Genomic DNA, 14,631 nt, shown 5'->3' on the forward strand with positions numbered 1-14,631 from the left:
GCCCGAAGCATGTAACCCGAAACCAACGACAAAGTTCTACCGCACAACGGCCAGCTTGCCGGCCAGTCCTTCGGTGCCGTTGGCGCTGACGACAACGACCAGATAGATGCCTGTCTGGGCCGTTCGGCCGCGGTAGTCGCGCAGGTTCCAGGTTGCCGTACCGCCCTGCGAGCGTGTTTCGTAAACCAGCTGGCCCCCGGCGTCCAGAATCTTCACCGTGGCGTTATCGGTCAGGCCGTTGATACCGACCGTGCCGGTAAAGTCGGGCCGTACCGGATTGGGGAAGATGGTCAGGGCACTGAGCGTTTCGGCGGGTTCGGTAGCCGGGCCGCGATACGAGATCAGGCCGTTGGCGGTTTGGATATATACGCTGCCGCCGGCAGATTCGATTGCCAGCGCCTGAATGGCCGTGCTGGGGAGGGGGCTGTTCCGGGCAGTAAACGTGTCGAGCAACTGTGACCCGTCGGGGGCTACCCGGTACAGGCCGCTGCGCGTACCGATCCATTTTCGGTTGCCGCCATCGACCGCCATCGCCGTAACGACCTCGTTGGTCAGCAGCCGCCGACCGTTGAGCAGGGGCGGCTGGGCGTTAACTACCGGATCGAAGGCACCGGCCGGATTGTCGAATACGGTAGGGCCTATATCTGTACCGACCCAGATGGCCCCGTTGCGGTCTTTGACGAGGGTCTGGATGCTGCCCGACAGCAAACCGCCTTCGTTGCGCAGGGTGGTCAGCGACCGGGTCCGGTTTGTTTGCGGATCGAAGACCAGCAGGCCGAAGCCACCGTCGAGCCGGAGCCACACGAACCCATTGTCGTCGGGTACGACCTGCGCGATATTGGTCTGGTTAACGGCCGGAAACGACTGAAACTGGCCATCGCTCCGGCGCACGTGCAGTGTAGCCAGCTGGGTGTTAAAGCCAGCCGTGCTGATCCACAGATTCCCGTCGCGGTCGGTTGCCAGACTGCTGATAAACGACCCGACCGAGGTCGGCAGGGTAACGGCTGCAAGGGCTTGCTCCGCCGTCTGGCTCCAGAGGCCGCCCCCGAAACTGCCCAGAAACAGTCGCTGCTCGGCGGGCAGGTACGCGGCCGAGTTGAAACCACGGCTCAGATTGGCAGCACTCAGCTGCAGCCAGCGGTCGGCGGGTACGGCATAGGCCTCGGCCGCAGGCTGACCGCTGGCCAGCGTTGTTCCTTCCTGCGGGCCCGCCGGTAAGGCGATGAGCAGATTCGGGTAGGTATACAGCTGGGCGAATACGTCGCGGGTGGGGCCTTCGGGGGTAATCGGAGTAAACGCGCCGGCGTTACCCGACAGGAGGCCGTTCTGGCCGTCGGCTACCCAGATGCGGGACCCATCCACTACCAGCTCGCGCGGGTTTGCCAGTAACGTTCCCGCAAAAACGCCTGCCCCCGGCACCGTGACGGACTGGCTGGTCGCTACCGCCACGCCGGTTGTACCCGCAAACTGCCGCACTACCGGGCTGCTCAGCGCCTGGGTCAGTACCCACCGACCCAACTGCCGCTCCAGAATACCCTGACCAGGTACGGCGGCCGACAGCCGGTTCTGGGCGCTCACAATGGTTTCGATACGCGTATCGGGTTCGGGAACCGCCCGCCAGTTGGCCGGGTCGGCCAGGTTGACGGTGGGGGCAAACCGGATGGCCCGCAGGCGTCGGCCGGTTTCGAACGGTTGCAGCGGTGCTGTCAGTGCAAAAAGGCTGTCGGTAGTGGCTGCCGTCTGAAAAATGGGCAGGGGCGAGCCGTTGGGGCGCAGGCTGAAGTAGGTATCCCGAATCTCATTCCGGGCCAGATCGAAAACCACCAGGCCAAAGTCGGTGCTCAGGTACGCATTGGTACCGATGCGGTTGATGTGGTTGATGGCGCGGGAAGCTGGCAGGTTAGGCGCCGTGGCAATAATATCGATGGTCTGTACGGACCCCGGTTCGCCGGTGGCCGAGAGCGAGAGCAGGTCGATGAGGCCACTTCGATACGCAATAAAAAGCCGGTTCTGGTCGGGCAGGTACAGCAGCCGCGCAATACCCACATCGCTCAGCCCCTGCTGTTTACCCAGAATTTGAGTTTCGTTGGTTGTTTTGTCGAGAGAGAAAAAGCCGTTCTGCGTGGCCGCGTACACCCGGTTGCCCGCTACGGCGACCGACTGGCCCGGCAGGTAACTGACGTGCGAACGCCAGGTCCCCAGCTGGGCGAAGGCCGGAGCCGTAACGCTACCCGCGAAAAGCAGCCAGCCGACGGCCGCCAGCAGTCTGGCCCACCGTCGGCTGCATACCGGGTTATCCAGAAAATAGGCCGGTGGCTGGCTAGTCGTTATCGTCTTCATACACCCACTCTTTCCGCCCGGCTTTGTCGCCGAGGTTGAAGCAGCGTCGGCACCGGGCCTCGTAGCTATCGGTCTCGCCCAGCAGCACCCGCTCCTGCGATGGCACCAATCGGTACGAATATTGCGCAATGTCACCGCAGACTACGCAAATGGCATGAACTTTCGTGACAAACTCGGCAACACCCATCAGCTGCGGCATACAGCCAAAGGGATTTCCGGCAAAGTCCATGTCGAGGCCCGCAATAATAACGCGTTGCCCCTGATTGGCCAGTGTGGTACATACCTCAACGATTTCTTTATCGAAAAACTGTGCCTCATCGATACCGACTACGTCACAGGAACCGGCTAGCGCCAGAATTTGGCCCGCTGTTTGCACCGGAGTGGACGGAATACTCAACGCAGAGTGTGATACGATGTTGTCTTCGTGATAGCGCGTGTCCAAAGCCGGTTTAAAAATGCGAACATTCAGTTTGGCGATGTGGGCGCGGTTCAGCCGTCGGATCAGTTCTTCGGTCTTACCCGAAAACATGGAACCGCAGATTACTTCGATCCAGCCCGTTCGGAGATGGGGTGGTTCACGACGTCGAGTGGGCTCAATGAACATGTTGCATCAATTGGTGTCGGAGCCGGCAGGCGGGTGCCGGCCTCCAGGCGTTAATCAAAAAGGACTTGCGTATGCGTCAGGATTATTCACTGGTTTTTGTTCCCAGGCAGGTGCGGCCGGCGGTTTTGCCGGAGCCGTTGCTTGTGCCATGCCAGTGGCTAAAATCTCGCTCGCAGGCCGCTTTTTTTGATTTATTTACAAACACAAAGCACAGTAGCTTTGAAAAGGATATATTTACAAAGCAAAGGATTTTACTGATGTCGAACAAGTTTAATACGAACGCTCTTACCGAGTACAGCAAGTCCTACGCCCGTCGGATTGCGGCCGATTTTTACCAGCAGCATTCAACCATCAGCGGCCAGCAGATTCTGTCCCTGACGCCTATCAGCCAGATCAATTTGTTTGTGGTCAGTGCCTTGTCGGATAAATGGCAGGCCGATGCGGAGAAGTTTCGCAGCCCTTATTTCGACTTCTCCCACGTGGAGGTGCAGGAGGCTTTGCAGCATTTCATGAATGTGGTGTCGCAGCATATTTCCGTTCGGCGCGAACACCTGGAGCCGCTCCTGGCCGATGCTGTTCGCCGGACGATCATTATGATTTTCGACCCGCGGGCTTATTTCGATGATCTGCTGCGGAGCCAGCCCGAATTTACCCTGACGGCCTCGGCCATCAAACAAATTAACCGATATACGAAAATCAACCAGTTTGTGCCGGCCTATCTGGCGCAGCGGATGAACGGGAAGCCGTTCATTTACGTAAACCAGGCCCTGACGTACCTCGATGAAGCACTGACGCAGCGGGGGCACGAGCTGGAGCACTACGATAAGTTTGTGGCGCTCTTTTCCGAGAAAGTGCCAATGGATGTGGCGGCCCTGCTCCGGAGCCACGTACCCGATGGATTTCCGGCGGCTCCGGCCCGTTCGTTCTTCGACGCGGCCACCGAGTCGGCCCTGCCCCCCGCGCCCATGGTGCCGCCCGATGCGGTGCCGGCCGACGTGGCGCCTGCTACCGCCCCGCAGCCCGATCCGACCCCCGCTCCGGTGGCGGTCGATGAGTCATCGTCGGGTGGGTCCATGTTTCTGGGCGATGTGAGCGGCCCTGAGCCTGTTGCCCCAACGGCCTACCCGTCGCAGCTGCAAACCGGCGCCCTGTCTGAGCCTTCCTCGACCGATATCGGTTTGTCGGGCCGCACCGAGGACCCGGCCGGGCAGACTCCGTCGCTGAACCAGACCCTGCGCGAAACGGCGGTAGCGGAGCCGGTAACCGTGGCCGAGACGTTTAACCGGGCGCCGATCGAGAGCGTGGCGCGGAGCATCTCGCTGAACCAGAAATTTCGGTTTATCAACCAGCTATTCAACAGCAATACCAACGCCTATAACCAGGCTATCGAAGAAATCGACTCGCTCGACAACTACGGGCAGGCGCTCGATTTGATCTCGTACCGCTATGCCTCGCAGTACCTATGGGACATGAGCAGCGACGAGGTGAGCGAGCTGGTCGAAATTCTCAAGCGCCGGTTTGCGTGACGGGCCGCGTCGTGATTCGTCGGAGTAGGCTGACTAGCAGCATCGCCCCACGAATCACGACGCCGTACCTTGAAGCCTTTCATTCTGTTCGCAGCCTGCTGCTGGTTCGTAGCTGGCCGGGCCGCAGCTCAGCCGCCCCCTGACCGGACCAACGGCGACATCAGCCAGTTTTTGCAGGATCTCTTTCCCGTACAGACCGAAGGCATCGATTATCAGTCGGTGTTCGATGTGCTGACCCAGCTCTATGCCAGCCCCCTCGATCTGAATACCGCCACCCGCGACGAGCTGGCCGCTACCTACCTGCTTTCCGAACGCCAGCTAACCAGCCTGATTTCGTACCGCACCGACGTCGGTGACCTGCTGTCTATTTACGAGCTGCAGGCCGTTCCGGGCTTCGACCTGCCCAGCATTCGTCGGCTGCTGCCGTTCGTGACGGTGGCGGACGGCCCGCGCCTGCTGGGGGCCATGCCCACGCCGACCGACCATTACATGCTGCTGCGCTTCGAGCAGCTACTGGAGCCGCAAAAAGGGTTTTCGGCGGCTACGCCCAACAAAAACGGAAGCCTGCCCACGCGCTATCTGGGTAGCCCGGGGCAGTGGTTCGCCCGGTATCGCTACAGCCGGCCGCGCGCGTTCAGCTTCGGCCTGACCGTTGAGAAAGACCCCGGCGAGATACTGGGCTGGCAACCCGCGTCGCGTCGGCACGGGCTGGATTACGTTTCTTTCCATCTGCAGCTCCAGAACCGGGGCCGCTGGCGCAACATAACGCTCGGCGATTACCAGATGCAGATCGGGCAGGGGCTGGTTCTGTCGGCGGGATTCGTGCTGGGCAAGAGTGCCGAAACGGTGCAGACGGTTCGACGCCCGACGCTGGGAACCCGGCCCTACACCTCGCTAACCGAGTACGGCTACTTCCGGGGCGCCACGGCGACCTACGCCCTGCATCCCCGGCTTGACCTGACCCTGCTGGCCGCCCGAAACCGGCGCGACGCCAACACCACGGCAGGCAGCACCGCCGACGAACTCATTGCTACCTCGCTGCAAACGTCGGGGCTGCACCGAACCCCTTCGGAACGGGACGATCAGGGGCGCCTGCTCGAAACGAACGTGGGTCTGCACCTGCTCTATCACAACCGCCATCAGCTGCAACTGGGGCTGACGGCCTTGTCTACCACCTACGATCTGTTTTTTCGGAAGCGTAACCTGCCGTATAACCGCTACGAATTCACTGGCACAACCAATCGGGTCATCGGCCTGCACGGCGGCTATGTCTGGAACAACTGGAATTTTTTTGGTGAAGTGGCCCGGAGTAGCGGCTCGCAGACCAACAGCGGGGGGACGGGCGCCGTTGGGGGGGCGCTGGCCAGCCTGACCAAACAGCTCGATCTAGCCGTGGTACTGCGGCATTATGACCGTAATTTTCACAGTTTTTACGCTAACGCGTTCAGCGAAAGCAGCCGCAGCCAGAACGAAACGGGCCTGTATACGGGGTTGAAATACACCATCTACCGGAAGCTGGCCGTGAGCGGCTTCGTCGACGCGTATCGGTTTCCGTGGCTGAAGTACCTGGTCGATACGCCGTCGTCGGGTTTCGATTACCTGGTGCACATACGGTACACGCCCAACCGGCAGACCACGTTCTATGCCGTTTTTCACGACGAGCGAAAAGAAAAGAACCTGCCCGGCAGCAAGTCCGACGAGGTGGTGCGGACTACGCGCCGGAGCTTGGCTCTGAACGCTGAATACACCCTGGCGCGGGGCCTGACCCTGCGGTCGCGCGTTCAGCAGGGGAGCTTTGCCTACGCGGGTCGCGCCAGATCGAACGGGTTCGCGCTGGTGCAGGATGTGCAGTATGAGCGTCGGCGCTTGAGTCTAAGCGGACGGGTGGCTCTTTTCGGTACCGATGATTACGACAGTCGGCAGTATGTATACGAGCGCGATGTGCTGTACGCGTTTTCGTTTCCGGCCTATTTTAACCGGGGTATCCGGCATTACCTGCTGGTACAGTACAACCTGAGCCGTCATCTGGACCTGTGGCTTCGCTGGGCCCGCACCGACCTCACGAACCAGACCACCGTAGGCTCCGACCTCGACCAGATCGACGCGCCCCACAAAACCGAAGTCAAAGTCCAGGCCCGCTGGCGTTTTTAATCGTCGGTCACGATCGAAGCCATGCGGGTTCAGCGGTTTTGTTAACAGCGGCCGATGTCAACGGTCGTTTGGGTCGATCGTAGCACCCCGAGCCCTGGAGGGGGGCTGTCAATAGCCTATTGCCAATTCAGTAAACGATACCCCAATAGGGGCGGGACTGTCCGTACACCGATTCACAATAAAAAAAGGGGATAATACTCGTCAAAGATCATAGACTTTGACTTTTTCGCTACTTTCGGCAAGATACCCAGCTCAACCGCCGTGACCGAACCGACTACACCCGAACCCGCCCTTCCGCCCGATCAGCAGGAAAAACTGCGCGAACTGACCACCCAGAGCTGGAATCTTGAACTCGTTATTTCCGGTGCCGCCCTGTTTGCGATGCTGCAACTGCCCGACCTGCTCGATCAGTTCTTCGATTACATCCGGTACAACTTCATGAGTCAGACGGCCGGTTTTTATACGATCTTTCCTTCGCTGGCCTACAGCATGATGAAGGTAACCTGTTATGTGCTGTTCCTGGCATTCCTAACCAACTTCGTGATGCGGGCACTCTGGGTGGGGCTGGTTGGTCTGCTGGCCGTATACCCGACCGGCGTTCATTATGACCGGATTCCGTTTACAACGCCGTATGCGCAGAAAAAAATGGCCGACGAATTCGGTTCGCTCGACCGGTACATCCTGCGGCTCGACCAGCGCTGTAACATCGTTTTTGCGGTAGCTTTCCTATTCGTAATCAGCCTGGTTCTGATGGCATCCGCCTACCTGTTCATTCTGGTCGTTCACTCGGTGCTGCGACCACTGCTGTCAGCCGAAGCCTGGCAGTATGTCAAGATGGGGGGCGGCCTGCTGACTGGGCTTTTTATCCTGATCGGCTTTTTGTTGAGTATACCCCAGGTAAGAGCGCATCCGGCTGGCGTTATAGCGCACTATCGGTTCAGGGCGCTCAACAGGTTTTTTTACTGGGGCATGCACAAGCCGTTTGCCTTCATCACCAATACGTTTTATAGCCATCTGCCCTACAAAAAAATCATCTGGGCGATCGGGGTGATGATCGTTGTTTTTATGGCGTTGATTCTGGTGGAGTTTACAGCGGACCTGTCGCGTATGGATCGGCGGGTGTCGACCCTGAACCGGCGGCACCTCTACACGGCCCGGGTCGATAGTCTGTACCTGGAACCGACCGCCTATGATAACCAGCGTGCCGAAGCCGATTATATCGATGCAGCCGCCATCCAGGCCGACGTGATCCGCGAGCCCTACATCCGGCTGTTTATTGCGTACCCTAAAGCGCTGGATACCCTGCTGACCCGGCTGTCTGCCCAGCCTGACTGGAGCGACACCCTGCCACGAACCGAACGATACCGGCTTTTTGCCGACTGGAGCAGCCAGCAGATCAACCGGCTCATGCGCATTTCCGTCAACGACTCGCTCTACACCCGTCCCGATTTGCTCTTTACCAAACGCGGCCCGCGGGAGCAGCGCGGCTGGCAGACGGTACTGATTCCCGGCAACCTTAAAATCGGTAAAAACAACCTGCGCGTTGCTATTCAGCCCGACTCGCTCGCCAAAGCCGAAGAGCTGGTCACCATCCCCTTCTGGTACGTGCCGGAGGATTAAGGAGATGCACCACCGCTGTTTTTGTCCTGCTGACAAAGGAAGCACCCTGAGGATATGTAATCGAGATGTTTCCTTCGTCAGCAGGACAAACAGCGAGGATGACAGAAGCTATAGCACCGGAAAGCCGCGATGGCAACCTGCAGCGCGATAGGTTTTATCGCCAGTCAGTTCTGATGCGGCTCCGACAGGCTTTTGTACGGATTGATCCGGGCTGGCTCAGAACGAGATTACCAGCTTTCCGATCGTTGTTCCTGATTCGAGCTGTGCGTGGGCCTGCTTCAGCGTATCGGCCGTCAGGCCCTGCAGGGTCTGGGTAACTGTCGTTTGCAAAACCCCTTCGTCGAGCAGGTCGGCTACCCGGTTCAGGATGTGGTGCTGCTCAATCATGTCGTCGGTCTGGTAGGTAGAGCGGGTGAACATCAGCTCCCACGAAAAACTGACGCTTTTGCTCTTGAGCTTGTTCAGCACAACGGGGGTGGCGCTGCCCGTAATGGACGCAATATGACCCTGCGGTTTGATCAGCTCGGCCATCGCATCCCAATAGGCGTTGGTATCCACAAAGTCGACAATGTAGTCGACCTGCTGAACACCGGCCTTCCGGACTTCCTCCACCAGGTTGCGGTGATTGACGACCTGATCGGCACCCATCTGGCGGCACCAGTCGATGGTTTCGGGGCGCGATGCGGTGGCTATTACGTGCAGACCCAGCAGCTTTTTGGCAAGCTGAATCGCAATGGAACCCACACCCCCGGCCCCGCCAATGATCAGGAGCGTTTTGTCCCGGTCACGATCGGCCGACAGCCGCATCCGGTCGAAGAAGATTTCCCAGGCGGTCAGCGCCGTCAGCGGTATGGCGGCTGCGGCTTCGGTCGAAAGGGTAGCCGGTTTGCGGCCTACGATCCGCTCGTCGATCAGCTGGTAGTCGGCGTTGCTGCCCGGCCGGGTAATGTCGCCGGCGTAATAGACGGCATCGCCCACGCTGAAGAGGCTCACGTCGCTACCCACGGCCTCTACAACGCCCACCGCATCCCAGCCGATGATTTTGGGCTGATCGAGCACGGTGTTTTTGGCCGAGTTTTGCCGGATTTTAAAATCGACCGGATTGACCGATACGGCGCTGACCTTTACCAGCAGGTCATGCCCGGCCGGAACCGGTTTTTCAATGTCGACATCCATAAAGCTCGCTGGCTCTGTAATGGCGAGCGAGGTCGTAAACCCTACTGCTTTCATAAGTATTCAGATTGAGTGCATTGGTCGCCATAAGCACCGGGGCGGGCTACCGGGTCGCTGCCTGGCCGGCCCGCTGCGGTTTGGCAACGGTGATTACGGTTGGATAACCATTTTTTTGCCGAAAAAAATTTGCATCAGCGCCCAATCCCATGAAACAGCCCTGCCGAACCAGGGGGCGACACAATAGCACGACCCAAACAGCCCGGCCCCTGAGCGCTTGTCTGGCGATGGTAGAACCACCGGATTTTACCCCCAGCCCCCGAAGGTTAGCTGGAGTATAGAGTTCGGGAGATTGTGTAGAAAGAGGAGACTAGCCCTCAGTCGATGGCCCAGCGGAGGGCGTTTTCCAGGAGCCGGACAAACTGGGCGTTCTGCCAGACGGGAGCGTGGTGGCCCATGGAGGTATAAAAGGTTTTTCCCTGCCCAACGATTCGGTACCAGGCCACCGGATGGTAGCTACCCATGCCGAAGTTTTTATCGGTAACGAACAGCACGTTTCCGTTGGCCACGATCTTGTCGCCGTCGATGTACGAGACGACCTGAACGCCCTGGGGCTGGCTGAAAAACACGTACCACTCGTCGGTATGTGTCCAGGCTGGGGGAAGCTGCCGCGTCAGGGTCGAGTCGGCGGTGGTGTCGACCTGTACGGTGGCGGGCTGGAGCTGCGGGTTTAGGGGGTGGTGCGAAAATTGGGCACCCAGCAGGTTGTTTTCGTACCAGGGCCAGTGGTGCGAATCGTCGCCGGAGCCGTGAATTCCCAGCAGGGCGCCCCCCGCTTCGACGTACTGACTAAGGGCCTGCTGCTGCTCGTCGTTCAGCACCCGCCCGGTCGAGTTGTTGAACACAACGGCCCTGAACTGCTTCAGCTGATCGGGGTTGAAAACGCCCCCTTCTTCGGTTTCGTAGACGAACCAGCCGTTGCGTTTGGCCAGTTGCCGAAACACCGGTTTCGACGCATCGATGGATTCGCCATGCCGATAGCCGGTTGTTTTCGAAAACAGCAGCACCGCCGGTTGGTTAGCCGGGAAATGGATGGTAGGGTGTTCGGTTTCGTAGCTGACGGGAAACCCGTTTTTAACCTTGTAGATGAATAGCCCCGCCGACGCCACCAGCAGCACAATCAGGCCAAACAGGCCATACAGGATTAGTTTCGCTATTTTTTTCATACAAGTCGGCTGGGGTTAAGTGAATACAACACCCAAATATATCGACACCAACCTGAATTCACGAACCTATTATCCTATATTAATCAGGTTACCAGCTGGTTAGCCGCTGAGTATCCTACTCGTTGTAGTAGATTTCGTTATTATCTTATTAACGCGTAGATTTTAGCTTGAAATAAGAGTGTGACACGAATACAAGACCTAATACGCCTAACGCAAACGACGGGCGCTGGCTGGAACGAAGTGGAAGCCTTGACGCCCTCGTTTTGTTGGGTGCAATCCTGAAATTCACTTTCCAAGTCACCTGCATAAAGCTACCAAAATGACCCGTAAAACCAACCGACTACAGAAGCCCGCTAGTAAGCAGGAGCGGCAGATGATTAGAAAGATTCATGCACAGCCACAGCCTACACCGGAATCACAACGGGCGATGTGTGAACGGGTGGTGAATGAGGTGTTGGGGTAAAAAGAAAGCCCCTCAAATCGAGGGGCTTGTATGCTTAGCCGTGATTATACACGCAAAACTTGTTATCAATCCATAGCACATGAAATACGGAACCTTTCCTGAGTCCCACAAACGGCTTTTTACCATGAAAACGTAATGCCAGAAAGAAATTAACGTCGTCAGTTATAAATGCGGGAATCCTTGCACGTATTGAATTACGATCAATCTTTTCAGACCCCATTCCGTGCCTATGCGTTATTCTTATCTCATCCCATGTAAGCTGACTCAGAGCGTGCATTTGTTTTACAAGAGCCACAATCTCAACATCTTCGCACCCATCTAAGCTATGTTCTTTTACTAAATAACGAAAGCAAAAAACCGGGTGTTGTATTTCTTGACTTACTGTACTAGAAGAAACCTTAACCTGTTTGCCTTGTGTAGGACGCGGTGGCTTGATAGCCATTCAAATAAGCTAGTTAATGTGTTGCTTAAAAAAGTCCTTCATTGAATCTTGGCTTATTTCTGCCTTGCCGCCATCATTCGCTTCTATCCAAGGTGACTCTTGATGGGTCATATCCCGAAGTTTCCACGCCGAAAACTGCCCATAAACATTGAAGACTTCCCTAATCAAATCTTCTTGCTCTTTCGTGAACTCGGCAGAGAACTGGTACTCTTCTGTTGGGCTAATAGGAAAGCTACCGTTCTCTTTAAAGGCATGATAAAGCTCAGGCACTACCGGGCCGTACTGCCAAGGGGCAATAGTCTCAGGAAACAATGGTTCATCATGTAATGCCAAGTGGAAGCCCTGAACATAATACACCAGCTTTTGCAGTTTGAGATTGGTAACATCGTTGTCACCAACTTCTGTATCTGCCAATCTTAAGATATATTCAGCTACGTCTCTTGCAGTTGCCATGTTGAAAGTCAGTTCTTTGTAAGGGGCCGCAAAGTTAAGGCTAATATACGCATTTTTCTACTCTTTATGGCAAAAAAATTGTACAATATGTTACAACAATATTAGTGCCAAATGGATTATGTATGTCCGGTTTTGCTTGATATTGTTTATAAATGTGCAATATTTAAGTAGTCACTTTTCCTTGCCTAATGATATATCGAATAATTATCAGAAAGGGCGTAGAGTTGCACAGTAGGTTTATAATGTAGTTGACAATAGGGTCCCAAAGTATCGGCACAAACGATAAGCAGTAGGCAAGCAACAGTGCAAAGCATACGCAGAATATATCGAAGATGATTATTCCAACAATGCCTTCTTTGTTGGTGCCGCTAGAGAGCGCTATTAATGGCGAAACCAAAATGAATAGCCAGAAAAAAGCTCCCGACGTTGCATAGTGCCAAAAAACATTTATTTTCCTTATGGGTCTTGTATCTGCCTTTGTCGCGCTTTTCGCATTTGTTGAATTGATTTTGCTTTGGATTAAGGAAGCCAAATCAGACGATAAATCCCAAAATCCCTGACGGTTGATTACGCTTTGCTCAATGCGGATTAATTCGGCTCTAGCTTCATTACCCAATGCTTTGTTTTGAAGCACAGATTCTATTTTCTCAATCTGCTCAATCTTTATGTTAGTAATATAGGAATCGGAAAACCGAAAGAAGTAATCAATACCCAACAGGCCCAACAGAACCACTAATGCCCACCAAAGTTTTGCTAATGGCTTTAACTTATCGCTACCAAAAAAGTCTTTGACGTCTTTGTAAAGCTCACTAAACATAAATCGCGGCTTTCTATTTTTAAGTTACGGCAATTTTACTCCGTCCGGTCGTCTGTTTCCCCTCGAATAGGACGCTCGTGCCGACCGAACCGCACTACGCAAGGGGCTTACCACAAGCAAGGTTCTCACGCCAACGCGAAACGGGCTTACGGCTCCCTGTATGTAGCGTTACATGGACCGGCCAAGTGGGACGAGCGTAGCAAAAGCATAGGGGCACACCCAACATCCCTGAGTGTTGATGGATGATAACGCTACGTTCTTGAACACAAACCGCTTTCAACCTTTACACAATCAGCCAGTTGGGCTGCCGACTTTCCTTCGAGACGTGCTTCCTGTCGACGGGAAGTGAGCCTTCGCGAAGCGCACATTACACACGGTCAGCTTATGGGTCTACACACTTGGCCCTCCGTAGCTTTCAAGCTGAAACTCCTTGAAGCCTACCTTTTTAAAGGTCTTTGTTGTTTCGTCAAAATAAGTAGCATTATATCTGATGACATCATCATCGCCAAATGGCATAACAATGTCATCGATTGTCATAGTTGGGCTACCTGATTTGAGCATTACTACGTCGCCAAGCTTGAACTTTGCTTCCATATATGATTAGATAAGAGTTGCATTAATTGGGCGCTTCTCGTGTCGCACGAAACCCGCCTAATTCATTTACTTGCCTAACTTAGGCGTGACCTTTGTCGACCGGAAGCGGCCCAACGAACCAAACAGCCGGACTTTAAAACGCGCCTACTGTCGCACGGAGCGACGGCACTCACGCACTTTTCTGCTTTGGCTGTCCACCCAACATACTATTGTACGCAACTTTACGTAATGATATCCGTCTGGTAGTGAGCTGTATATCATTAAGTGTGCAGTTGATCTTAGTTAATCTGTATACAAAGAAGTAATCTGCTGGTGACAGATACTATCAAAAGTTCGTCATGTGAGTTAACGGTAGTTTTTTGCCGCGAGTAGCTACAAAAAAGACCCCGGCGGTCAGGTTCCCGATGGGGGTGGGCCTGGCTGCCGGGGTCGTATAAGGGCTGGCGTGCGGTGCGGTGGCTCTAGCGGGCGGTTTCTCGGAGGAGTTTGTTGGCGTAGATGAACTCGTTCAGTTCGGCTACGTCAGACTGGGTCAGGGTGTCGCTGTTGCCCTCCCAGAGTTTGTTGCCTTTGTAGAGGAACATGATCTTCTCGCCAATCTCCATCATCGAGTTCATGTCGTGGGTAATCACCACGGTGGTGATGCGGTACTCGTCGGTGATCTCCTTGATGAGCTGGTCGATCTTGATGGAGGTCAGCGGGTCGAGGCCCGAGTTGGGTTCGTCGCAGAAGAGGTATTTGGGGTTGAGCACGATAGCCCGGGCAATACCGACCCGTTTTTTCATACCTCCGCTGATCTCCGACGGCATCCGGTCGCCGGCACCCTCCAGCCCTACGCGCTGGAGACATTCGAGCGCGCGCTCGTTCTTCTCGGCCGCCGACTGCTCGGTCAGCATATCGAGCGGGAAACGCACGTTTTCGAGCACCGTTTTCGAGTCGAACAGCGCCGATCCCTGAAACAGGACCCCCATTTCGCGCCGGATGGTCTTCTGCTCGTCGATGTTACTGGTCAGGAAATTACGGCCGTCGTAGAGCACCTCGCCCGAGTCGGGCGTAATCAGCCCGATCATGCACTTCAGCAATACGCTTTTCCCCGTACCGCTGCCGCCAATGATCAGGCTGGTATCGCCCGGCCGAAACGTACCGTCGATACCCGCCAGCACCTGCCGGTCGGTAAACGTCTTGGTTATGTTCTTGATCTCGATCATAAACAATGAGTGATCAT

At 55.8% G+C, this 14,631-nt stretch carries 12 protein-coding genes; 3 read left to right on the plus strand and 9 right to left on the minus strand.

Annotation, left to right across the window (positions count from 1 at the left end):
- Nucleotides 1-36 precede the first annotated feature (36 nt).
- Together porZ and FBR45_RS21120 are read right to left on the minus strand one after the other, a co-directional pair.
- The gene (porZ, locus tag FBR45_RS21115; protein ID WP_138506015.1) at nt 37-2,340 is read right to left on the minus strand and encodes a type IX secretion system anionic LPS delivery protein PorZ; all 2,304 of its coding nucleotides are present in this window, start codon (nt 2,338-2,340) and stop codon (nt 37-39) included.
- Nucleotides 2,321-2,944 (minus strand): thymidine kinase, encoded by a 624-nt coding sequence (locus FBR45_RS21120; protein ID WP_138506017.1) that lies wholly within the window; start codon nt 2,942-2,944, stop codon nt 2,321-2,323. The genes porZ and FBR45_RS21120 overlap by 20 nt, the downstream gene beginning before the upstream one ends.
- A gap of 257 nt (nt 2,945-3,201) precedes the next feature.
- Between FBR45_RS21120 and FBR45_RS21125 the strand changes: the two genes are divergently transcribed.
- From FBR45_RS21125 to FBR45_RS21135, 3 genes are all read left to right on the plus strand, one after another.
- Nucleotides 3,202-4,470 carry a hypothetical protein gene (locus FBR45_RS21125; protein ID WP_138506019.1) on the plus strand — a complete coding sequence of 423 codons (1,269 nt, stop codon included), beginning with the start codon at nt 3,202-3,204 and terminating at the stop codon, nt 4,468-4,470.
- Nucleotides 4,471-4,539: 69 nt separating this feature from the next.
- Nucleotides 4,540-6,621, plus strand: a complete 2,082-nt coding sequence (locus FBR45_RS21130) for a helix-hairpin-helix domain-containing protein (protein WP_138506021.1) — start codon at nt 4,540-4,542, stop codon at nt 6,619-6,621.
- Between the two features lie 261 nt (nt 6,622-6,882).
- Nucleotides 6,883-8,241, plus strand: a complete 1,359-nt coding sequence (locus FBR45_RS21135; protein ID WP_138506023.1) for a hypothetical protein — start codon at nt 6,883-6,885, stop codon at nt 8,239-8,241.
- Nucleotides 8,242-8,457: 216 nt separating this feature from the next.
- Here the strand turns inward: FBR45_RS21135 and FBR45_RS21140 are convergent, their stop codons facing one another.
- The 7 genes from FBR45_RS21140 to FBR45_RS21170 all read right to left on the minus strand — a co-directional run bounded on the left by FBR45_RS21140 (nt 8,458) and on the right by FBR45_RS21170 (nt 14,614).
- A complete protein-coding gene (locus FBR45_RS21140) occupies nt 8,458-9,471 on the minus strand; it encodes a zinc-binding alcohol dehydrogenase family protein (RefSeq protein WP_138506025.1) in 1,014 nt (337 codons plus the stop codon).
- 317 nt (nt 9,472-9,788) lie between these two features.
- A complete protein-coding gene (locus FBR45_RS21145) occupies nt 9,789-10,637 on the minus strand; it encodes a ThuA domain-containing protein (protein ID WP_138506028.1) in 849 nt (282 codons plus the stop codon).
- A 497-nt stretch (nt 10,638-11,134) separates the two neighbouring features.
- Entirely contained in the window at nt 11,135-11,542 is a 408-nt protein-coding gene (locus FBR45_RS21150; RefSeq protein WP_138506030.1) for a hypothetical protein, read from the minus strand.
- Between the two features lie 9 nt (nt 11,543-11,551).
- Nucleotides 11,552-11,995, minus strand: coding sequence for a Panacea domain-containing protein (locus FBR45_RS21155; RefSeq protein WP_138506032.1), 444 nt, complete (start codon nt 11,993-11,995; stop codon nt 11,552-11,554).
- A 163-nt stretch (nt 11,996-12,158) separates the two neighbouring features.
- Nucleotides 12,159-12,812 (minus strand): hypothetical protein, encoded by a 654-nt coding sequence (locus tag FBR45_RS21160; protein WP_138506034.1) that lies wholly within the window; start codon nt 12,810-12,812, stop codon nt 12,159-12,161.
- Nucleotides 12,813-13,202: 390 nt separating this feature from the next.
- Nucleotides 13,203-13,406 carry a DUF2158 domain-containing protein gene (locus FBR45_RS21165; RefSeq protein ID WP_138506036.1) on the minus strand — a complete coding sequence of 68 codons (204 nt, stop codon included), beginning with the start codon at nt 13,404-13,406 and terminating at the stop codon, nt 13,203-13,205.
- Nucleotides 13,407-13,867: 461 nt separating this feature from the next.
- Entirely contained in the window at nt 13,868-14,614 is a 747-nt protein-coding gene (locus FBR45_RS21170) for an ABC transporter ATP-binding protein (RefSeq protein ID WP_138506038.1), read from the minus strand.
- Between the last annotated feature and the right edge of the window lie 17 nt (nt 14,615-14,631).

It is taken from the genome of Spirosoma lacussanchae, assembly GCF_005870035.1.
Lineage (GTDB): Bacteria > Bacteroidota > Bacteroidia > Cytophagales > Spirosomataceae > Spirosoma > Spirosoma lacussanchae.